Origin of the sequence: Phaeobacter sp. S60, from assembly GCF_000826845.1 — a bacterium.
GTDB classification, from domain to species: Bacteria; Pseudomonadota; Alphaproteobacteria; order Rhodobacterales; family Rhodobacteraceae; genus Phaeobacter; species Phaeobacter piscinae.
Map to the genome: position 1 here is coordinate 17,216 of NZ_JSWJ01000029.1, position 19,919 is coordinate 37,134.

20 protein-coding genes are annotated in these 19,919 nt (G+C 59.5%); 16 read left to right on the top strand and 4 right to left on the bottom strand.

Annotation, left to right across the window (positions count from 1 at the left end; translation table 11 throughout):
* The first annotated feature begins 326 nt into the window (after nucleotides 1-326).
* The 5 genes from OO25_RS20560 to OO25_RS20580 are packed head-to-tail and all read left to right on the top strand — an operon-like array spanning nucleotide 327 to nucleotide 4,490.
* Nucleotides 327-920, top strand: coding sequence for a cytochrome c (locus OO25_RS20560; RefSeq protein WP_040182553.1), 594 nt, complete (start codon nucleotides 327-329; stop codon nucleotides 918-920).
* 2 nt (nucleotides 921-922) lie between these two features.
* On the top strand, nucleotides 923-1,840 hold the full coding sequence (locus OO25_RS20565) for a cytochrome c (RefSeq protein ID WP_040182554.1): 918 nt from the start codon (nucleotides 923-925) through the stop codon (nucleotides 1,838-1,840).
* Between the two features lie 43 nt (nucleotides 1,841-1,883).
* Nucleotides 1,884-3,278, top strand: a complete 1,395-nt coding sequence (locus tag OO25_RS20570) for a multicopper oxidase family protein (RefSeq protein WP_040182555.1) — start codon at nucleotides 1,884-1,886, stop codon at nucleotides 3,276-3,278.
* Nucleotides 3,275-3,757, top strand: coding sequence for a cytochrome c (locus tag OO25_RS20575; RefSeq protein WP_040182556.1), 483 nt, complete (start codon nucleotides 3,275-3,277; stop codon nucleotides 3,755-3,757). Before OO25_RS20570 ends, OO25_RS20575 begins: the two co-directional genes overlap by 4 nt.
* 1 nt (nucleotide 3,758) lies before the next feature.
* A complete protein-coding gene (locus tag OO25_RS20580) occupies nucleotides 3,759-4,490 on the top strand; it encodes a DsbA family protein (protein WP_040182558.1) in 732 nt (243 codons plus the stop codon).
* A 42-nt stretch (nucleotides 4,491-4,532) separates the two neighbouring features.
* On the opposite strand, the gene OO25_RS22680 is transcribed toward OO25_RS20580, so the two are convergent.
* Nucleotides 4,533-4,733 (bottom strand): heavy-metal-associated domain-containing protein, encoded by a 201-nt coding sequence (locus tag OO25_RS22680; RefSeq protein ID WP_058239067.1) that lies wholly within the window; start codon nucleotides 4,731-4,733, stop codon nucleotides 4,533-4,535.
* Nucleotides 4,734-4,885: 152 nt separating this feature from the next.
* Between OO25_RS22680 and OO25_RS20585 the strand changes: the two genes are divergently transcribed.
* Nucleotides 4,886-7,396, top strand: coding sequence for a heavy metal translocating P-type ATPase (locus OO25_RS20585; RefSeq protein WP_040182674.1), 2,511 nt, complete (start codon nucleotides 4,886-4,888; stop codon nucleotides 7,394-7,396).
* A gap of 12 nt (nucleotides 7,397-7,408) precedes the next feature.
* A complete protein-coding gene (cueR, locus tag OO25_RS20590) occupies nucleotides 7,409-7,807 on the top strand; it encodes a Cu(I)-responsive transcriptional regulator (RefSeq protein ID WP_007803416.1) in 399 nt (132 codons plus the stop codon).
* Between the two features lie 21 nt (nucleotides 7,808-7,828).
* On the opposite strand, the gene OO25_RS20595 is transcribed toward cueR, so the two are convergent.
* The gene (locus OO25_RS20595) at nucleotides 7,829-8,593 is read right to left on the bottom strand and encodes a MauE/DoxX family redox-associated membrane protein (RefSeq protein WP_012187037.1); all 765 of its coding nucleotides are present in this window, start codon (nucleotides 8,591-8,593) and stop codon (nucleotides 7,829-7,831) included.
* 12 nt (nucleotides 8,594-8,605) lie between these two features.
* Nucleotides 8,606-9,442: a DUF305 domain-containing protein gene (locus tag OO25_RS20600; protein ID WP_012187184.1), complete on the bottom strand. Its 837-nt coding sequence runs from the start codon at nucleotides 9,440-9,442 to the stop codon at nucleotides 8,606-8,608.
* Between the two features lie 179 nt (nucleotides 9,443-9,621).
* Here OO25_RS20600 and OO25_RS22415 point away from each other — a divergent pair, with 179 nt between their 5' ends.
* The 4 genes from OO25_RS22415 to OO25_RS20620 all read left to right on the top strand — a co-directional run bounded on the left by OO25_RS22415 (nucleotide 9,622) and on the right by OO25_RS20620 (nucleotide 12,925).
* Complete coding sequence (locus OO25_RS22415; RefSeq protein ID WP_082035383.1) at nucleotides 9,622-10,203, top strand: L,D-transpeptidase; 582 nt, start codon at nucleotides 9,622-9,624, stop codon at nucleotides 10,201-10,203.
* A gap of 125 nt (nucleotides 10,204-10,328) precedes the next feature.
* Nucleotides 10,329-11,591 carry a multicopper oxidase family protein gene (locus OO25_RS20610; protein ID WP_007803424.1) on the top strand — a complete coding sequence of 421 codons (1,263 nt, stop codon included), beginning with the start codon at nucleotides 10,329-10,331 and terminating at the stop codon, nucleotides 11,589-11,591.
* Between the two features lie 140 nt (nucleotides 11,592-11,731).
* Entirely contained in the window at nucleotides 11,732-12,217 is a 486-nt protein-coding gene (locus OO25_RS20615; RefSeq protein WP_040182569.1) for a disulfide bond formation protein B, read from the top strand.
* A 42-nt stretch (nucleotides 12,218-12,259) separates the two neighbouring features.
* On the top strand, nucleotides 12,260-12,925 hold the full coding sequence (locus OO25_RS20620; protein WP_012187180.1) for a L,D-transpeptidase: 666 nt from the start codon (nucleotides 12,260-12,262) through the stop codon (nucleotides 12,923-12,925).
* Between the two features lie 76 nt (nucleotides 12,926-13,001).
* Here the strand turns inward: OO25_RS20620 and OO25_RS20625 are convergent, their stop codons facing one another.
* Nucleotides 13,002-13,559 carry a hypothetical protein gene (locus OO25_RS20625; protein ID WP_012187179.1) on the bottom strand — a complete coding sequence of 186 codons (558 nt, stop codon included), beginning with the start codon at nucleotides 13,557-13,559 and terminating at the stop codon, nucleotides 13,002-13,004.
* A 397-nt stretch (nucleotides 13,560-13,956) separates the two neighbouring features.
* Here OO25_RS20625 and OO25_RS20630 point away from each other — a divergent pair, with 397 nt between their 5' ends.
* The 5 genes from OO25_RS20630 to OO25_RS20650 all read left to right on the top strand — a co-directional run bounded on the left by OO25_RS20630 (nucleotide 13,957) and on the right by OO25_RS20650 (nucleotide 19,916).
* Nucleotides 13,957-14,565: an EF-hand domain-containing protein gene (locus OO25_RS20630; protein WP_012187178.1), complete on the top strand. Its 609-nt coding sequence runs from the start codon at nucleotides 13,957-13,959 to the stop codon at nucleotides 14,563-14,565.
* A gap of 140 nt (nucleotides 14,566-14,705) precedes the next feature.
* Nucleotides 14,706-15,092 (top strand): DUF302 domain-containing protein, encoded by a 387-nt coding sequence (locus tag OO25_RS20635; RefSeq protein WP_007803435.1) that lies wholly within the window; start codon nucleotides 14,706-14,708, stop codon nucleotides 15,090-15,092.
* Nucleotides 15,093-15,197: 105 nt separating this feature from the next.
* Nucleotides 15,198-16,118 carry a prolipoprotein diacylglyceryl transferase gene (lgt, locus tag OO25_RS20640; RefSeq protein WP_027238585.1) on the top strand — a complete coding sequence of 307 codons (921 nt, stop codon included), beginning with the start codon at nucleotides 15,198-15,200 and terminating at the stop codon, nucleotides 16,116-16,118.
* A gap of 135 nt (nucleotides 16,119-16,253) precedes the next feature.
* Nucleotides 16,254-18,542 carry a copper-translocating P-type ATPase gene (locus OO25_RS20645; RefSeq protein WP_369808881.1) on the top strand — a complete coding sequence of 763 codons (2,289 nt, stop codon included), beginning with the start codon at nucleotides 16,254-16,256 and terminating at the stop codon, nucleotides 18,540-18,542.
* A gap of 48 nt (nucleotides 18,543-18,590) precedes the next feature.
* Nucleotides 18,591-19,916 (top strand): APC family permease, encoded by a 1,326-nt coding sequence (locus tag OO25_RS20650; protein ID WP_027238587.1) that lies wholly within the window; start codon nucleotides 18,591-18,593, stop codon nucleotides 19,914-19,916.
* Nucleotides 19,917-19,919: the final 3 nt, after the last annotated feature.

A 19,919-nucleotide genomic window follows, 5' to 3' on the forward strand; every position in this document is an offset into this window, starting at 1 on the left:
CCTGTTCCTTGTGGTTCTCGGTGTCCCTGAGGCACCAGCGTTCCATGATAGAGCGTCTTTGGCGCAAGAATCACACAGTCATGAAAATGTGGGGCCATCTACGAGCGAGACCTCTGGTCACTGTCATCCGGGACTCGACTGTTCTGTTCCGGCAGCGTTGTTGTTCCCAGAAACGGTGGTTTACGAGCCTCATTTTATGAACGCCGTCATGCAAGACGGCGCGACCCAACGAACCGAATTGCGCCCCGACAGCGATCCTCCACCCCCACGGAAGTGGGTCTGATTTCACACCCCTCTTAGAGCAGACCCATTAAAGGATCGAAGACATGAAAAAGACGACTATCGCAGCGGCAGTGTTGATTGCAGGAACCGCGGTCGCGGCATTTGCGCATAGCGGTGCCACGGGCATCGTAAAGGAACGCATGGATGCCATGGCCGCCATGGGAAAGGCAGTCAAAACCGTAGCCCCGATGATGCGGGGCGAAACGGCCTATGACGCAGAAATAGTGGGCGATGCAGCGCGCCTGTTCCAGCAGCACGCCGGTGAGAGCATGACAAAGCTGTTCCCAGAGGGCACAGGTGGCATGCCCTCGGAAGCCAAAGACGAAGTGTGGACCGATTGGGACCGCTTCGCAGCACTGGCAAATCAGCTGGAAGAATACTCTGAAGGCCTGAAACGCGCAGCCGACAATGGGCTAGGCGGCATGGGCGGCAATACCTCCACGGATGGCGCCTCGATGATGGGCGGCGGATCCATGATGGGAAGCGATACAACCATGATGGGCGGGAGCACGATGATGGGCAGCGGCGGCATGATGGATGCTGCCGCCATTGCCGAAATGCCCGCCGACGCGGCATTCGCGATGACGACACAGGTCTGTTCCGCATGCCATGAACGCTTCCGGGCGGAAGAAGACTAACCATGCGCCGGTTTTTGAAACTCGTCACCGGGGTCGCCGTGCTGGGCGCGGCCGGCCTCGGCGTGGTGATTGCATGGCCTGTCGGCAGTGCAGTGACTCCGATTGCAACAGAGGGCAATGTCGACCGGGGCGCATATTTGGCGCGCGCCAGTGGGTGCATTGCCTGTCATACCAATTTTGAAGCGGGCGGCGCACCACTTGCCGGAGGGGCGCCGCTCGAAACCCCGTTCGGAACGTTCTATCCGCCCAACCTGACGACCGACCCCGAACATGGCATGGGCGAATGGACGGCAGAACAGTTCGCAAAAGCCGTGCGGCAGGGGATCGGCCCCGATGGAACGCCCTACTATCCATCTTTCCCATATACGTTCTATGCGGATTTTTCTGACCAGGATATCGCTGACCTCTGGGCGGCGTTTCAAACCGTGCCGCCCGTGGACGAACCTGCACCAGAAAACGATGTCAGCTTCCCATTCGATCAACGATGGGGGCTGAAGCTCTGGCGAGCGGCGTTCTTCTACGATCCGGATACCGAACCGGTTGAAGGGCGAAGCGGCGCATGGAATCGCGGACGGGAATTGGTGCGCGGTGCGGCACATTGCGGAGCCTGCCATACGCCGCGCAATCTTGCAGGAGGTCGCGATATCGGTGCTTCCTTTGCAGGCAACGCCCAGCTTCCCGGTGGCAGCAAGGCACCCGCGATACGGCCAAAAGACCTGGCCAAAAATGACTGGACGGTTTCAAACCTCGCTTATGCGCTCCAGACCGGCATCATCCCTTCGGGCGATGCTTTCGGCGGCAGCATGGCGGAAGTGGTTCGCGAGGGAACTCGGTTTCTGACACCTGCCGATCGCGAAGCGATGGCGCTTTTCCTGCTGAACAAGGACACGGTCGAGGCGGAGAACCCCGCGTCGAACTAACACCACGCGGGGGCAACAAGCCCCCGCTTTCTCGAGGATCGAAATGAGACAAACACGTCGGGATTTCTTGCGCCATGCAACACTGGCGGCCTGCGCGGCGGCCATCCCGCGGTCGGCTTTTGCCGCAACCCCGTTCGAGGACGTGGTTGCCAAGGTTGCACGTCAACAGCTTCTTCCGGACACCTACCCGGAAACAGAGATCTGGGGCTATGACGGCCTTGTTCCGGCCCCGGAAATCCGGGTCGCTCAAGGCGATCGGGTGCGCCGCAGGTTCCGCAACGAGGTACCCGATCCCAGTTCGGTTCACTGGCACGGAATCCGGATCGATAACGCGATGGATGGCGTTTCAGGGCTGACCCAAGAGCCCGTGGCACCTGGTGAAACCTTTGACTACGACTTCGTCGTACCGGACGCCGGGACCTATTGGTACCACGCGCATAATCGCTCATACGAGCAGGTCGCGCGTGGTTTGCGCGGTGCTTTGATCGTCGAAGAGGCCAATGGACCGGACATCGACCGCGAGGAAGTCATCGTTCTGGAGGACTGGTTGCTCGACCCTGAGAGCGGGCAGCTGTTCGACAATTTCGAACAGCCCATGATGATGAGCCACGGTGGACGTACCGGCAACTTTATCACGACCAATGGGCGCTATGACCTGACCTTGTCCGCGAAGCGCAACGAACGCATTCGCTTGCGGATCATCAACGCAGCAAGCGCGCGGATTTTCCCGCTGACGCTCTCGGGGTTGAATGGCTGGAGGGTGGCCGTCGATGGAATGCCAATCGGCCAACCCCAGCAGATTGACGGCGAGTTGATCCTCGGCCCGGCACAGCGCGTCGACTTAATTGTCGATGTGACCGAAGACGAAGGCGGCGTGGCCCATTTGCTGCGCATCGGCGATGACGATCAACCGACCCCGCTCGTGAGTTTTCCGATCGACGGCACAGCCAGTTCAGTACCAAGAGGCAAGCCACTGCCGTTGCCGCCGAACCCCGCAGCAAACGCCCCGGACCTTGCCGATGCGCGAGATTTGCGACTGGTCATGTCCGGCGGTGCAATGGGGCGGATGCAGTCCGCGTTGCTCGGTGGGGAACGTCTTGGATTCCGTCAGCTTGCCCAAGCGGGCAAATTCTGGGCCCTGAATGATGTCGCCGATATGACCGACACGCCACTGGCCGATCTATCCCTGAACGAGCCGGTGCGCTTGAAGATCGAGAACCAGACCGTGTTCCCACATGCGATGCACCTGCACGGGATGCATTTCCGTGAGCTGCGCCCCGACGGCGCGTTCGGGCCGATGCGGGACACGATCCTGTTGGCCGGCAACGAGTCCCGGGAGATCGCCTTTACGGCAGACAATCCCGGCAAGTGGCTGTTCCATTGCCACATGCTCAGCCACGCCGCGTCCGGCATGACAACCTGGATACGGGTCACATGAGGTATCTCGTTTGGTCCGTTCCGATCACTGTCGCAGCAGCCGCCTTCACGTATTGGCTCTCGACCAGTGCATCCTCGGATGTCGGCAGCGCGTCCAAGGCGGAGAGCTACGACATCGAAGAAGGCGCGTTGCTCTACGCAGAAAACTGCGCGTCTTGTCATGGCGTGGATCTGGAAGGCCAGCCGGAATGGCGAACGCCGGGCGCGGATGGGCGCCTGCCAGCACCACCGCATGATGAGACGGGTCACACCTGGCATCATCCTGACAGCCTGCTCTTCGATTACACAAAACTGGGGGGTGCAACGCTTCTGGCGCGTCAGGGCGTCGAATTCGACAGTGGCATGCCCGGTTTCGCAGACGTGCTGACCGACCAGCGAATTCACAACATCCTGGCCTTCATCCGGTCCACCTGGCCAGATCGCATCCGCGAAGTCCAGGCCGCGCGGACAGAAGCCGACGAACAACGGGGAGAGAACTAAAATGCGTTTCAGACAAGCCTTCACGACGGTCGCGATAGCTGCCTTGCTTCCGCTACCGGCACTCGCCGACGAACTGTCAGAGTCCCGGGTCAAGGAACTTGTGCTGGAAGCAATCCGCGAGAACCCGGAGATTGTCATGGAGGCCGTCGCCATCCTTGAACAAAGGCAGGCGCAAGCGCAGGAGCTCAGTCAGGCCCAAGTTCTGAATGACCAGCGCGATCTGATCGAGAACGATCCGAATGCGCCGGTTCTCGGCAACGCGGAAGGGGACGTCACCGTTGTGGAATTTTTCGACTACAACTGTCCTTATTGTCGGCGGGTCAAACCCGAGGTGCGGGCTTTGATCGAAGACGATCCAAACATTCGCCTCGTCTATCGTGAATGGCCCATTCTCGGAGACGGATCGGTGTTCGCCGCGAAAGCGGCCTTGGCAGCGCGCAAGCAGGACAAATACGAAGAGTTTCACTGGGCGATGATGGGGCTGGAAGGCCGCGCGGAAGAGGCCTCCGTGCTGCGCGTTGCCGAGGAGATCGGCCTGGATATCGCACAGTTGCGCAAGGACATGGAGGCCCCCGAGGTCGAAGAGCACATTGCGACATCCATGCAACTGACCCAAGCTCTGGGCTTTAACGGCACGCCGTCTTTCGTGATCGGTGACGCGCTGGTCCCGGGCTTCGTCGAAAAGGCGCAGCTTGTCGACTTGGTCGAGGAAGCCCGCAAAGTCGAAGACTGAAATTCTGTGCCCGGACCGCCCTTGGGTGGTCCAGGCACTGCATCAAGCGGCCGCAGGTTCCACGTTGTAGCCCGCATCCCGAATGATCGCTAGGACTTGATCGGCTGGTAACACGCTGGCGACACGCACATGTCGGGCAGAAAGATCACATTCTACGCCTGCATTCGGATCTGCGCTCTTCACCGCGCTTTCGATTGCTGCGGTGCAATGTCCACAGCTCATGTCCGGAACGCTGAACTTCATCGGAACCACTCCTTGATCTGATTTCTGTCGGTGACATGGGGCTTCCCCCCGCTGGAAGGTCAAGTGAAGAAATTTATTTGGCGCCCTCCCATTGACCCTCCAGTAACTGGAAGCCTCATATTCCACTTCGAATGGAAAAACAGGTGACACATATGCCCGAACCCAAACAGATCAGCCTGCCGATCGAAGGCATGTCATGTGCGTCCTGCGTTGGCAGGGTCGACCGCGCATTGAATGCAATCGACGGCGTAGAGGATGTGTCGGTGAATCTTGCATCCGAAACCGCGCGTATGAGCGTGGACGCGCTCAAGCGCATTCCCGACATCATCGAATCCCTTCGCGAGCTGGGCTACCCCGCGCGGAAGGCCAGGGCCGAACTCACGATTGCAGCGATGTCCTGTGCCTCTTGCGTCGGGCGGGTCGATAAGGCGCTTGCCGCGGTGCCCGGGGTGGTCGAGGTGAACGTCAACCTCGCCTCAGAGACGGCGACGGTCGTTTACGTCGAAGGTCTTGTCACGACATCCGATCTGATCGAATCAAGCGGCGCGGCAGGGTATCCAGCAACCGTGGCAACGGCCCAGGCCGGTGACGACAGAGTTGCGCGCAAAGAGGAAGAGGCTCAGGCGCTTGCCAAACGGGTCACCTTTGCGGCCATCCTCGCCTTGCCGGTCTTCCTGATCGAAATGGGTGGCCACGTCATTCCGGCCGTTCATATGCTGATCGAGACCACGATTGGCCAGCAGACGAGTTGGCTTCTTCAGTTCGTGCTGACGACAATCGTTCTCTTCGGCCCGGGCCGGACGTTTTACACCAAGGGTTTCCCGGCCTTGTTCCGGGGTGCCCCCGACATGAACAGCCTCGTCGCGGTCGGCACCGGGGCGGCTTACCTTTATTCCGTGGTTGCGACATTCGTACCGTCGGTCCTGCCTGACACGCTGCGCACCGTCTATTTCGAGGCGGCAGCGGTCATCGTCGTTCTGATCCTTCTGGGGCGGTTTCTTGAAGCGCGCGCCAAGGGGAGAACGGGCGCGGCCATCCAGAAGCTATTAGGGCTTCAGGCGCGGACTGCACGCGTGATGCGGGACGGAGAAAGCGTCGAGATCGAGATCGATGCGCTGGTTCAGGGTGACATCGTCATCGTGCGCCCTGGTGAACGCATCGCGGTCGATGGCGAGGTCATCGAGGGGACCAGCCGCGTCGACGAAAGCATGCTGACAGGCGAGCCGATCCCCGCTGAAAAAGGTGCCGGAGATACGGTGACCGGCGGGACGGTCAACGGCGCCGGAAGCCTGCAGTTCCTCGCCACGCGGGTCGGCGCCGACACGACCCTGGCGCAGATTATTCGCATGGTCGAAGAGGCCCAGGGCGCCAAACTGCCGATCCAGGGATTGGTCGACCGGATCACCTTGTGGTTCGTGCCTGCCGTGATGGCGATCGCGGCGGCGACCGTGCTGGTCTGGCTGTTTTTCGGGCCTGATCCGGCCCTGACGATGGCGCTGGTCGCCGGTGTGTCGGTGCTCATCATCGCGTGCCCCTGCGCGATGGGGCTTGCGACGCCGACCTCGATCATGGTCGGGACGGGACGTGCTGCGGAAATGGGTGTCCTGTTCCGTAAAGGTGACGCCTTGCAGCAACTTGATTCCGTTGATGTGGTCGCCCTCGACAAAACAGGCACGGTGACCGAGGGGCGACCCGCACTGACTGACCTTGTGCTGGCGGAAGGGTTCGATCGCCCAACAACGCTCTCGAAGATCGCTGCCGTGGAGTCGCTCTCCGAGCATCCTGTCGCGGACGCCATCGTGCGGGCCGCGCGGGCCGAGGGCGCACCTCTTGTGGCGGCCGAAGGCTTTCAATCGGTCACAGGTTACGGCGTGCGCGCCGTGGTCGAAGACGTGGAGGTGTTGGTTGGGGCCGACCGCTACATGGCGCGCGAAGGCATTGACGTCTCGGCATTGGCTCCAGAGGAAACGAAGATCGCAAGCAAGGGTCGCACGGCGCTTTACGCTGCCATAGATGGGCGTGTCGCCGCCGTGATCGGCGTGGCCGATCCGGTCAAACCGGCAAGCCGCGCAGCCATCGCAGCGCTGCACGAAAAGGGTCTTGCGGTTGCGATGATCACCGGCGACAAACGCGAAACCGCCGAAGCCATCGCCCGCGAAACCGGTATCGACCACGTCATCGCCGGCGTCCTGCCGGACGGCAAGGTTGCGGCGCTCGACAGTTTGCGCCAAGGGAACAAGCGCATCGCCTTTGTCGGCGACGGGATCAACGACGCCCCGGCGCTGGCGCATGCCGATGTGGGCATCGCCATTGGAACCGGCACCGATGTGGCCATCGAATCTGCGGATGTCGTCCTGATGTCGGGCGATTTGCGCGGCGTGGTGAACGCCTTCGAAGTATCGCGGCGGACCATGCGCAACATCCGGCAGAACCTGTTCTGGGCCTTTGCCTACAACGTGGCACTTATTCCGGTCGCTGCCGGGGTGCTTTATCCCGCCTTTGGGTTGCTCCTGTCACCAATCCTTGCGGCGGGTGCGATGGCGTTGTCCTCGGTGTTTGTCCTGACCAATGCCCTGCGGCTGCGGCGCATCGCGCCTGCGATGGACGAGCAGCGCGCAATCCCGGCAGAGCTGGCAGCCGCCACTCCTGCTCCAGCAGAATAACGGAGGTTCGACATGAACATCGGAGACGTTGCCCGACAATCGGGTGTGCCCCCAAAAACAATCCGCTACTACGAGGACATCGGGCTGATCCGCCCGAACCGTAGCGAGAACGGCTACCGCGCGTTCACCGAGAGCCACATTCACAAGCTGGCGTTTCTGGGTCGCGCACGGGCCTTGGGGTTCACCATCGAAGATTGCAGGACGCTCCTGTCGCTCTACGAGGATGAAAACCGCGAAAGCATGCAAGTGAAGGCGGTTGCGGAAGACCATCTGCGCCAGATCGAGGAAAAGATCGCGAAACTGCAATCCATGCGCGCGACGCTCGCCGAACTGGTGGAAAAATGTGCCGGGGATCACCGGCCCGACTGCCCCATCATCGAGGATCTGTCGCCGGAGCGGTTGGCCAAGTGACAGGCAAGAAGGGGCTGTACCTCAGAACCAGATCGCGCGGACCGGCATCCAGATACCCATGAAGATCATCATCAGGTTTTCCGTCAGCGAAATGAACCCCAGCGGGACGGAACTGTCACCGCCGACGCAGGCGCATTTCAGCTCTCTCTTGTCGATATAAACAGCCTTGAACACGCTGACAGCGCCGACCGTGCCGATAAACAGGGCGACAGGCGCCGAGAGCCACAGCAGCGCGCCGGCAGTCATCAGGACACCTGCCAACGCTTCGCCGAACGGGTAGACCTTGCCGTATCGCACCCATTTGCGCGCCAGCAGATCGTAGTTGAGGAACATCGTCGAAAACCCTTCGACATCCTGCAATTTCTGGATCGCGAGAATGGTCATGGACAGCGAAATGAACCATTCGAACCCCCGCAAGGTAAGGACCGACCCGTACTGGTGCCAAGACAGGCCCAATGCCAACAGCGCGGCAACGGAAAAGATCGCGATGACCGGCTGGTAGGTCGTGTCGCTTTGCTCTTCCTCGGGTGGGTCAATGTCGAAAAACACCCTGAGATCATCGTAACCGCCGATCCGTTCGTCCCCGATGAAAGTCTGCGGCGTCGTCTCGACCCCGTGCTTCTCCATGAAAGCATCGGTGTCTTCACGGGTGTCAAGCGGATGGTCTTCCACCTCGAAGCCTTGCCGCTCCAGCAGGTCTTTCGATTTCAGACCGTAGGGGCAGACATGGCCCGGCATGACCATGCGATAAAGCTGCGCGGATTTACTGTCTGTGTCGCGGGGCATGTCCTTTCCTCCTTATCCGCTGCACGTAAGTTGACCACGGAACCCGGCTTCGTAGTCGGTTCCCGCGCTGACGATCAGATCGGTCAGGTCACCGTTCGTCTCTGCGATCTCGGCCGACAGCGGGCCTTCAGAAAATGCATTTTCGCCCTGCGCATTCAGGCGCACCAGATCACCGCTGATCTTCATTGCGGCGGCAGACCCTTCGCCGGTTTCACCAGTCACCAGTACAGCCGGACTGTCCGAGGTGTAAGCAAAGCGGCAATTTCCGCCATTCGGGAACACCGCAGCGATTTCGTCTTCCGTCAGAAACTCAGGATCGACCTTCGACACGACCTCCGTTTGAAGCGCCTGTTGCGCATCCACAACCTGCGCCGGCGTTTCGCTTCGCGTGGCCGATGCTTCGCCGTTTGCTCCAATGTCAGCAATAAGGTAGCGCATTTCGGCGATTTCCTTGTCCTGCGCATAGATAATGTCGTCTGCGAGCCCCCGGACGCGCGGGTCGGTGATCTCGGCACGAGTCGACGTCATGATGGCGATCGAGTGGTGCGGGATCATGGCGCGCATGTAGGACCTGTCCTGCACCGTGAATTGCCCGCGAACCAGCCAGAGGCTCGCCGCGAAAAGGACTATTGCGCCAACGAAAATCGCGATGTTGGCTTTGGTGTTCTGATACATGGACAACATGTACGCCAACATGATCACGGCCATGGTCGCCCCCATCAGGATGGCCATGTAAAGGCGTGTCTCCGAAAAGAAGATATGGCCCCAAAGATAGGTGTTCAGGTACATCAGAACGAACATGACCACGGTCGATGTTCCGATCATCATAAAGAATCGTGAGTAGTGCATTTCCAGTCACCTCCTTGCAGTTCTTTGTAAAACAACAACATTCCAGCGCTGGAGAGTTCCAAAAGCACGAATTTTCGTAGTTTCAAGGCAACAAAGGCGCGTCGTTTGCCCCGGTTCACGGCTTCTTTTCTTTGCCCCTGACGCGCACTGAATTTTCATGGGTCCGAGGAGATCGCGCCATGCAGAATTTCACGAGACGAGAATTGATTTGTGCCGGAGCGATGGGTTGCTTTCTGCCCACAACTGCCTGGGCCCACAAAGTCAAATTGCCCGAACGGTTCGAACCACAATTGGTAAACACCCGTCGTGGTGACTGGGTTAAAGGCGATGTCCACGTCGTTCCCGACGATTTTTTCCTTTATTTCATGCTCGAGGACGGGATGGCGATCCGCTACGGGGTCGGGGTAGGGCGCAAAGGTTTGTACGAACCCGGAGAGTTCACGGTAGCGCGCAAGGCCAAATGGCCATGGTGGCGGCCAACGAACGCCATGATCCGGCGCGAGCCACGCAAATACGCAAAGTACAAGGATGGACTGAAAGGCGGGCCAAACAACCCGCTCGGGGCCCGCGCGCTCTATCTCTACGATGCCGAGGGACGCGATACCTATCTTCGCATTCATGGAACGAACACCCCGGAGACAATTGGGTCTGCCGTGTCGAATGGATGCGCGCGGTTGACGAATGAACATGTGAAGGATCTGTACGAACGCGTTGAAATCGGCGCCCGCGTCTTCCTGTATCCCAAAGTGACAACGGCGTGAGGAGTGTTCTGTCGCCTTGAAGTTCCTCTTCCGGAAATGGCACAAGTGCGGCAGTTGGCGAAAGCCAGTCTATCATTCATGAGGTGACGGAATTGTCTTTGAGCCGGAGGTCTTTCCTTGGCGGGATGACCGTTGCGCTGGCTGGTACCCGCTTGCCAGCAGCGACACACGAGTTGATCCTCGCGCCCCAATCGATCAAGGCGCACCTTGCTGGGTACGACGTGTCGATGTTGGGCTTCAACGGTGGTCTGCCGGGCCCAGAAGTCAGAATGCGACAAGGACAAACCGCCCGCATTACCCTCGATAACCGATTGGAGGAGGGCGCTCTCGTTCACTGGCATGGGTTGCGGGTTCCAAATCGGATGGATGGTGTCAACGTCCTCACTCAGGATGTGGTCATTCCGGGCGACTCGTATCGTTATCAATTCGGCGTCCCGGATGCCGGCACGTATTGGTATCACTCGCATTACCTGTCTTACGATCAGGTCAGCCGCGGTCTTTTCGGCGCCTTCATCGTCGAGGAGCAAAATGCGCCGGCTGTCGACCATGACATCGTTGTTCAGTTCTTCGATGTCTTGCTGGATCAGTCCGGGCAGTACGACGAAGCGTTCAACCCGGCCCACTTCGCAACCGAGGGCCGTATCGGCAATACGGTCACGGCACTTGTTTTCAATGGAACCGGCAAGACTGTGAAACGAGGCGACCGTCTGCGACTGCGTCTCATAAATCCCTCTATCGACAGGGTGTACCGTGTCGGCCTGGATGGTTTGATAGGCAAGATCGTTGCACTGGATGGCATGCCTCTGGCGCATCCTCGGACGCTCGAACCGATCCTTCTCGCTCCGGGGCAAAGATGCGATGTGATTGGTGATGCGACCGGGCCTATTAGATTCGACGACAGCTTTGGAGAACAGACGTTGAGCCTTGGCGAAATCGCTGTTTCCGGTTCCCGTGAGCCCGCGAAAGCGCCCATCACCGCATTGCCCGCCAACCGAATGCCCGCCCCGAAAGACCCCGGCCAAACCGCGGAGCTGGTGCTCCAGGGAGGTGCGGGAAGCGCGTCCCACAACGGCACAGGGACATGGGCGCTCAATGACGTATCCGGCCTGCCTCGAAGGCCTTTCCTATCCGCCGCGCAGGGGACGACCGCGCGCATTTCGATCCGCAACGAAACCGGGTTCCCACACGTCATGCATCTGCATGGCCACCATTTCTGGGAACTCGATGCGGCGGGTGAAGCCGGTCCATACCGGGACTCGACCTATCTGGATACCGGCGAGACGCGGGATATTCTCGTCGTCCTGGACAATCCGGGATCGTGGATGCTGCATTGCCACATGTTGAGCCACCAAGCCGACGGTATGGCAACGTGGATCAGAGTCGGCTGAGGGTCGAGACGGATACATACCGTTACAAATCTCTGAATGATAACAGGCCTTTCGCCGTCTACGTAACCTGACAAGCGAGAAACAGGTCCATCGACTGCCAATGGGAGCGTTCATTGACCCTGACACCAAAATCTCTCGGCATGACTGCGGCGGCAGGATCAGCCGCCTTGCTGTTGGGGGCCTTCGTTTTCCAGGCTCTTGGGTACGCGCCGTGCGCAATGTGCATCTGGCAACGCTACCCACACGCAATCGCCATTGGAATGGGCGCTCTGTTGCTCTTTGCTCTGCCGATTTTGCCAATCCTGATAATCGGTGCCCTGTCGGTACTCAGCACATCCGCGTTGGGAGTGTTTCATACCGGTGTCGAGCGCGGCTGGTGGGAGGGACCGACTTCTTGCACGGGATCCGGCCTCGATGTTTCCCAAATGTCGGTATCGGAATTGCTGCCCTCTGCCAGTTCAAATGCGTCCAATCTTGTTCTGTGCAGTGAGGTTGTCTGGGAATTTCTGACGTTGTCCATGGCCAGTTGGAACGCGATCCTAAGCGGTGTCCTTGCTTGCCTCTGGTTGGTCGCGATCGCAAGACATCAAAAGGTTCGGTGGCATGGGGTCGCGGACGTTTCTTGAATCGTCCCGCATTCATCGAAAACAAACAAAGGGCTTCGCTTCATGGTTACAAGACGACACTTCCTTGCACTTTCCGGCTCGCTGTTTTCAGCGTCTCTGAGTTCGCCAGCATTCGCTAAGACCTGGCCGTCAACAGCCGAAAAAGCAGCTTGGGATGCGCAGATCACGCCCGCCAACTATGACCCGGCAACAACCAACCCATGGGGGCTGCATCCCAGGCTGCTGCCGCAACGCGTTTTGGCGAATGACGGTTTGCGCCCGGGTGACATTCACGTCGATGCGATCGCGCGCTATCTGTACCATATCGAGGAAGGTGGCACCGCGATGCGATACGGGGTGGCGATTGCCAAGGGCGATCTCTATGAACCCGGCACCTATACGATCCGCCGAAAGGTCGAATGGCCGCACTGGACGCCAACGCAGTCAATGATCGAACGCGATCCGGAGGCTTACGAGCGGTTTGCCGACGGTATGGAGCCCGGCCCCAACAATGCCTTGGGCAGCAGGGCTTTGTATCTATTCGTCGGAGATCGGGATACGTACCTTCGAATTCACGGAACGCCGAGCCCTCGCAGCATTGGCGGCCGGGCCAGTTCGGGATGCGTGCGCATGGTGATGGCCCACATCAATGATCTCTATCCGAATGTCGCTGTCGGATCGACGGCGTTCCTTTACTCGGCCGAAGACAGCGTTACCGCTCGAAGCTAACCTATTGCATCTTTGGCTCACACGCCGAGGACTGCGTCGTGCAGGGACATCTTCCAATGAATTGTTGGACGAACACTCACGGCTGTGTCGCAAGTGAACTTTCGAACTGTGCGATCGCTACGGATTTGTCGTCCTCATCGTTCTCGAACAGCTTTGTGGTTCGCACGCCCGGCAACTTGCCAAAATCCGCCATCAGGCGCTTTGGAAAAAATGTGCGTCCGATGGATTCAAATCCTGGTAATTGTCTGAGTACCGCGGAGGTACTGGCACTACAAAAACCGGAAGCGGCTGGGCCGCTGGCAATTGCAAGGCGCAAAGCCTGCTCCGCGACTTCGGGAGACACATCGATCTCTTGTATGACGACATGGTAGGTCTCGCGAGCATGAGCCCGCGCATAAAAATCGGCCACTTGTGGAGTAATGCCATAAAGCACATCTCCCCGTTCCGGTACAGCGCTCAGCCGGACCGTTCCTGCCGGATCGAAGATAACACGCTGCGACCCATTAATCATGACGCTGCTATGCGCACCCGCCCCGGACCTGTTGTTGATCATGGTGTACAACGTCAGCGCGGCCGGTCCATCGTGACGGTAGGATGCGCTACTGATGACTTCGGCTGAAGCATCCGGGCGCATGTCGTTTCCTGCACCGCACCCCGCCAAAATTACCAAGGTTAGAACTGAGAAAATGCGGTTCAAAAAGAGCACCCTGCAGCCTCCTGCCATGGGTTGAATGATTGAATTTTCGGGATATTCAGGGCCTCTAGCAATCTCGACATCAACTCTTCCGGATTTCACCTCTACCGAAACATGGGTTCGGTTTCGGTTGGTATACGGATCCTCGACACCTTTTTTTCTGGATATCGCATGTTTCAGATGAAGAGGAGCGTTCGCCCCGAATTGATTTGTCGCAATTTGTAACAGACCCCGCCTTTGTGACCTCGCGATACAAAACACCGGCTCGCGTGGCATTCCGCATCTGCAGGTGCCCCCCATATGCTGGGTATCGCAACACTGACACGAGGTGATCGAAATGAAACGCAACACTTTACTCGCTGCAATGACCCTGGCTGCAACCGCCCTTGGCGGTGCCGCATTCGCGGACGCCAACCACGGGCGTGGGGGACAATTTGGCGCCCAGAGCGGACCAGGCATGATGCAGAACGGTGGTCCCGGTATGATGGGGAACATGGGCGGAATGATGGACATGATGAAGCGCATGCACGGAAACATGATGGGCGCAGGCATGATGGGCGCAGGCATGGGCAGTGGTATGATGAGCCCAGGCATGGCTGGCGGCATGATGCAAATGTTCGACACTGATGGAGACGGCACAACGACGCCGGAAGAAATGCGCACGCAGCTGCAGGCCAAGCTTTCCGAGTTTGACAGCGACGGGGATGGAAGCCTCTCGATTACCGAGTTTGAAGCTCTCCACAGCGCGATGATCCGCGAAATGATGGTGGATCGCTTCCAACACCTCGATGCCGATGGCGACGGCGCGGTGACGCCGGAAGAGATGGCCGCTCCTGCCGATAGGATGGAGCGGATGCAGATGATGCGGTCGAATATGGCAGATGCGCCTGCGCGGCCTGGCAACGGTCAGGGCATGGGCAACGGCTCCATGATGCAGGACAACTGAGCCAATGGGTGCCGGTTTTTTTCCGGCACCCGTCCTCACAACCCCAAAACCATTCGCGGTCGGGACATTGAACCGAACCGCGACCTGAACCGTTTAGCCTCGGTATGCCAACAAATAGAGACACGGAAAGGAAAATTCCCATGGCCTATACCTATGATCGCGTCCTGAAAGACACCAAAATCGATGACGCAGAGATGCGTGTTCGGGATGCTTTGGCAGACAAGGGCTTCGGCGTTCTGACTGAGATTGACGTCAAAGCGACGATGAAAAAGAAACTTGATGCGGACATGCCGCCTTACCGCATCTTGGGGGCCTGTAATCCGGGCATGGCGCACAAAGCCATCGAGATCGAGCCTCGCATCGGTGCGATGCTTCCCTGCAATGTTATCCTGCGGCAACTGGACGGCGACACCGAGGTCAGCGCGGTCGATCCTGTCGCTTCGATGCAGGCGGTGCAGAACCAAGACCTGGACGCGGTCGCCGGCGAAGTCCGCGATCTCCTTCGGGACGCCCTCGACACCGCGTGATGGCGGGATGGGCGTTGGATGCCCTGTCGCAGATCGAGCGCCTTTAGCGGTGCTCGATCAATGCCATCTAATCCCCACGTAAATTCTTGATGAGGAACTCACCCAGTGCTGCCAGCGGGATTGCCATTTCCGGATATTGGAACCGACCTCTTCTCCTTCGACATCGGGGGGGTCACATTCGCACTCCGCTGGTACGCGCTAGCCTATATCTTCGGTATCCTGATTGGCTGGCGCATTTGTTCGAGTGCCATAAGCCGTCCCGCGCTCTGGACGTCAGCTGGACCGCCGCTTGACCGAACGCAGATCGAAGATCTTCTGACGTGGATCATCATCGGCGTGATTGCTGGTGGTCGCCTGGGCTTTGTACTGTTCTACCAGCCCGCATATTATCTCGCCAATCCCTTGGAAATTCTGATGGTCTGGCAAGGCGGCATGTCTTTCCACGGGGGGTTCGCGGGAGTTGTCATCGCGGCCTTGCTGTTCTGCCTTAGACAGAACGCGTCATTGCTCAGCACTGGCGACTTGCTGGCTTTGGCAACACCACCAGGCTTGTTTCTTGGAAGGCTGGCGAACTTCACCAACAATGAGTTGTGGGGGCGTCCAACGGACGTTCCCTGGGCGGTGATCTTTCCCGGCGAAGTCGCGCAGGCCTGCCCAGGGGTTAGCGGCCTCTGCGCCCGACACCCGTCCCAGCTGTACGAGGCGGTATTGGAGGGGCTCATTCTTGGAATACTGCTCATTTATCTCGCTTGGGGCCGGGGCTGGCTGAAAATGCCCGGTGCCTTGGCTGGCGTGTTTCTGACCGGCTATGGTCTTGCCCGAAATTTCGTCGAGATGTTCCGGCAACCGGACCAGCAGTTCGTGACGGAAGATAACCCAATTGGCCATGCGCTCCACTTTGGTGAGTGGGGTTTGACCATGGGCCAGTTGCTCTCCATGCCAATGGTGCTGGTCGGGCTGGCGTTGATCGTGTTCGCCCGGCGGGAACGGGGCCGGACAGCGCCACCCCGCAGAGCCGCAATGTAATCGCCGTACTGATCTCTCTTGACCCTCCTGTGGATGGAAGCCCCAAGCAAGAGAAGCATTCTCGGAAAGGACCGCAAAATGAGCACCCCCGACAGTTCTGAAACCACAGCAGCTTCCTCGGTATTCGTTTGCCCCATGCACCCTGAGGTGCGGCAGTTTGAGCCCGGCAAATGTCCGAAATGCGGGATGCACCTCGTGCCGGAATCGGAGCTCGAGGTCCATTCAGCACATGATCATCACGAACACCACGCGGGTGCCACGCCGGCCGATGGCCGATATGATCTGGTTCCTACAGGACATGATGGTCCCATTTTCACCTGCCCGATGCACCCTCAGGTGCGGCAGCCTGATCCGGGCGCGTGTCCGATCTGTGGTATGGGATTGGAACTGGAATCCGGTGTGCCGGGCGATGAAGGTCCAAATCCCGAACTGGTGGATTTCACACGGCGGTTCTGGGTCGGCACAGTCCTGACGATCCCGCTCCTTGTCCTCACGATGGGGCCATTCGTCGGTTTCCCCGCAGTCCGGACTTTTTTTGGCGAAAGCACCACACAATGGATCGAATTGATCCTGGCAACGCCAGTGGTCTTGTGGTGCGGCTGGCCGTTTCTGGAACGCGGATGGATTTCGTTCCGCACATTGAACCTCAACATGTTCTCCCTGATCGGCATGGGCGTTCTTGCCGCCTGGCTCTTCAGCGTCGTTGCCGTTCTCGCACCGGACATATTCCCTGATGGGTTCCGAGACTCCGAAGGCCATGTCGGCGTCTATTTCGAGGCGGCGGCGGTGATCGTGACGCTGGTGCTGCTCGGCCAGGTGATGGAACTACGCGCCCGCGAGGGGACCGGCAAGGCGATCCGCGCGCTTCTCGACATGGCGGCAAAGACCGCGCGGGTCATCCGGGACGACGGATCCGAGGAGGAAATCCCGCTGGAGGACGTGCAAGTCGGGGACCGGCTGCGCGTGCGGCCCGGTGACAAGGTGCCGGTCGATGGCGTGGTTCTGGACGGCCGGTCCTCGGTCGACGAAAGCATGATCTCCGGTGAACCCGTGCCGGTCGAGAAGACCGAGGGCGACCCGCTGACCGGCGCGACGATCAATGGCACCGGCAGTCTGGTGATGGAGGCGACGCGTGTCGGGTCCGACACGATGCTGGCTCAAATTGTCGAGATGGTGTCGAACGCGCAGCGCTCGCGCGCCCCGATCCAGAAATACGCCGACAAGGTGGCGGGATATTTCGTTCCGGCCGTCATCGGTATCGCGGTCCTGTCCTTCATCGCCTGGGCGATCTGGGGGCCCGCGCCTGCGCTTTCCTACGCATTGATTTCGGCGGTGGCGGTTCTGATCATCGCCTGTCCTTGTGCGCTTGGCCTGGCGACACCGATGTCGATCATGACAGCGACAGGACGGGGCGCTCAGGCAGGGGTGCTGATCAAGAACGCCGAGGCGCTGGAGCGGTTCGAGAAAGTCGATACCCTGATCGTCGACAAGACCGGCACGTTGACCGAAGGCAAGCCGCGGCTTGTCGACGTACTCCCGCAACCCGGCCACGACGAAGCCGAGGTCTTGCGTCTCGCCGCATCGCTTGAGCGCGGATCGGAGCACCCCTTGGCCGAAGCGATCGTCAGGGGTGCGGAGGAGCGAGATGTCAAAATGGACGAGGCACGGGACTTCGAGGCGGTCACTGGCAAGGGCGTCAAGGGGGTCGTTGACGGCAAAGCGGTCGCGCTCGGCAATTTGGCGATGATCCGCGAATTGGGGCTCGAGGCGGGCGCGTTGACCGCCAAGGCCAATGCCCGCCGCGACGAAGGCGAGACGGTCATGTTCGTTGTGCTGGATGGCGAGATCGCCGGTCTAGTTGCTGTCGCCGACCCAGTGAAGGAGACCACGCCAGAAGCCATCGAGGATCTGCATGAACTGGGGTTCCGCGTCATCATGGCGACCGGCGACAACGAACGCACGGCCAAGGCCATCGGCACGCGGCTCGGAATCGATGAGATCCGGGCCGACGTGCTGCCGGAGGACAAGGCGCGGATCATCCTTGAGTTGCAAGAGGCGGGCCACAAGGTCGCCATGGCCGGGGATGGCGTCAACGACGCCCCCGCGCTCGCGCAGGCCGATGTCGGCATCGCCATGGGCACCGGCGCCGATGTGGCCATCGAAAGCGCGGGCGTCACGCTGGTCAAGGGCAACCTTGATGGTATCGTGCGTGCGCGGCGGCTCGCCCGGGCCACGATGCGCAACATCCGCCAGAACCTGTTCTTCGCGCTGATCTACAACGCCTCCGGCGTGCCGGTCGCGGCGGGAGTTCTGTTTCCCTTCTTTGGCATCCTCATCAGTCCGATGTTTGCTGCCTTCGCCATGAGCGCGTCGTCAATCTCGGTGGTGCTCAATTCGCTGCGCCTTCGCGGCGTTCGTATCTAGAAGCGCGCAACAGCGTTCGGACGAACCAAAATTAAAAGGGGGCCATTTATGCAGAGCGAAAAAGAAACGTACCGCGAAAATTCCATCAGTCTGGGCGGAGCCGTTGCGATGGGGACAGGCGTGATGATCGGCGCTGGAATCTTTGCGTTGACGGGGCAAATCGCGCAGCTCGCCGGCCCGCTTTTCCCGCTTGCATTCATCGCCGGCGCGGTCGTCACAAGCTTCAGCGCCTACAGCTTCATCAGGATGTCGAACAAATGGCCGTCCTCGGGTGGCATCGCCATGATCCTGCAGAAATGCTATGGCCCTGGAGCCATCGCGGGCGGGGCCGCACTGCTGATGGCGCTCAGCATGGTGATCGCGGAAAGCCTCGTCGCCCGGACCTTCGCCACCTATGTCTTGCGCCCTTTCGATATCGAAGGTGGCCCATTGGTCCCCGCTCTGGCCGTGGCCGTAATCGTTTTCGCCTTTCTGGTGAACATGGCCGGAAACCGCTCGGTCGGGCTGTTTTCATTGATTATGGCAGCAATCAAGATCGGTGGCATAGCTCTGTTCGGCATCGCTGCTTTGTGGTCTAGTGGTTTTGCGTTCGCTGCGGCTTCCGAGACGCCTCAATCCTATGGCATCACGGGTTTCATAGCATCCACGGCGCTGGCTATCCTCGCCTTCAAAGGGTTCACGACGATCACCAACAGCGGGGCCGAGATCACCGAACCAAACCGCAACGTTGGCCGAGCGATCATGTTCTCGATCGGGATCTGCGTCGTCGCCTACCTGTTGGTCGCCTTCGGGGTTGGTTCGAGTCTGACGATCGAGGAGATCATCTCAGCGCGTGACTATTCTCTTGCACAAGCGGCGCAGCCCGCCCTTGGACAAACCGGCTTCATATTGACGGTGATCCTGGCCGCTGTCGCAACCGCATCGGGCGTTCTGGCCAGCGTCTTCGCGGTGTCGCGTATGCTGGCGATGCTGACCGACATGGAAATGATCCCGCACAGCCATTTCGGTATGTCCGGCCCTATCCAACGCCACACGCTGGTCTATACCGTTGTCATCGCCGCGACGTTGGCCGTGCTTTTCGATCTTGGCCGGATCGCATCCCTCGGTGCTTTCTTCTACCTTGTCATGGACATGATCATACATTGGGGCGTGTTCCACTATCGTCGAGCAGACGTCGGCGCCTCAGGTATCGTGCTTTTGACTGCCCTGGCGCTCGATGTAGTTGTACTGGCAGCTTTCACCGTGATGAAGCTTCAAAGCGACCCGATGATCGTTCTGTATGCGGCTGTCGGAATGATCGCTGTCTTCGCTTTCGAGCGCGTTTACTTGTCGCGATGGTTGGCACCTCAGGCCGCGCATTCCCACGGTGAATAGCCA

What these genes read in the sequence shown, in the direction of transcription:
- OO25_RS20570 (WP_040182555.1), top strand. Translation starts at nt 1,884, where the DNA reads ATGAGACAAACACGTCGGGATTTCTTGCGCCATGCAACACTGGCGGCC.
- OO25_RS20580 (WP_040182558.1), top strand. Translation starts at nt 3,759, where the DNA reads ATGCGTTTCAGACAAGCCTTCACGACGGTCGCGATAGCTGCCTTGCTT.
- OO25_RS20575 (WP_040182556.1), top strand. Translation starts at nt 3,275, where the DNA reads ATGAGGTATCTCGTTTGGTCCGTTCCGATCACTGTCGCAGCAGCCGCC.
- OO25_RS20625 (WP_012187179.1), bottom strand. Translation starts at nt 13,559, where the DNA reads ATGCGCCCGGATGCTTCAGCCGAAGTCATCAGTAGCGCATCCTACCGT.
- OO25_RS20645 (WP_369808881.1), top strand. Translation starts at nt 16,254, where the DNA reads ATGCACCCTGAGGTGCGGCAGTTTGAGCCCGGCAAATGTCCGAAATGC.
- OO25_RS22680 (WP_058239067.1), bottom strand. Translation starts at nt 4,733, where the DNA reads ATGAAGTTCAGCGTTCCGGACATGAGCTGTGGACATTGCACCGCAGCA.
- OO25_RS20585 (WP_040182674.1), top strand. Translation starts at nt 4,886, where the DNA reads ATGCCCGAACCCAAACAGATCAGCCTGCCGATCGAAGGCATGTCATGT.
- OO25_RS20565 (WP_040182554.1), top strand. Translation starts at nt 923, where the DNA reads ATGCGCCGGTTTTTGAAACTCGTCACCGGGGTCGCCGTGCTGGGCGCG.
- OO25_RS22415 (WP_082035383.1), top strand. Translation starts at nt 9,622, where the DNA reads ATGCAGAATTTCACGAGACGAGAATTGATTTGTGCCGGAGCGATGGGT.
- OO25_RS20635 (WP_007803435.1), top strand. Translation starts at nt 14,706, where the DNA reads ATGGCCTATACCTATGATCGCGTCCTGAAAGACACCAAAATCGATGAC.
- OO25_RS20630 (WP_012187178.1), top strand. Translation starts at nt 13,957, where the DNA reads ATGAAACGCAACACTTTACTCGCTGCAATGACCCTGGCTGCAACCGCC.
- cueR (WP_007803416.1), top strand. Translation starts at nt 7,409, where the DNA reads ATGAACATCGGAGACGTTGCCCGACAATCGGGTGTGCCCCCAAAAACA.
- OO25_RS20560 (WP_040182553.1), top strand. Translation starts at nt 327, where the DNA reads ATGAAAAAGACGACTATCGCAGCGGCAGTGTTGATTGCAGGAACCGCG.
- OO25_RS20615 (WP_040182569.1), top strand. Translation starts at nt 11,732, where the DNA reads ATGACTGCGGCGGCAGGATCAGCCGCCTTGCTGTTGGGGGCCTTCGTT.
- OO25_RS20650 (WP_027238587.1), top strand. Translation starts at nt 18,591, where the DNA reads ATGCAGAGCGAAAAAGAAACGTACCGCGAAAATTCCATCAGTCTGGGC.
- OO25_RS20620 (WP_012187180.1), top strand. Translation starts at nt 12,260, where the DNA reads ATGGTTACAAGACGACACTTCCTTGCACTTTCCGGCTCGCTGTTTTCA.
- OO25_RS20600 (WP_012187184.1), bottom strand. Translation starts at nt 9,442, where the DNA reads ATGCACTACTCACGATTCTTTATGATGATCGGAACATCGACCGTGGTC.
- OO25_RS20595 (WP_012187037.1), bottom strand. Translation starts at nt 8,593, where the DNA reads ATGCCCCGCGACACAGACAGTAAATCCGCGCAGCTTTATCGCATGGTC.
- OO25_RS20610 (WP_007803424.1), top strand. Translation starts at nt 10,329, where the DNA reads ATGACCGTTGCGCTGGCTGGTACCCGCTTGCCAGCAGCGACACACGAG.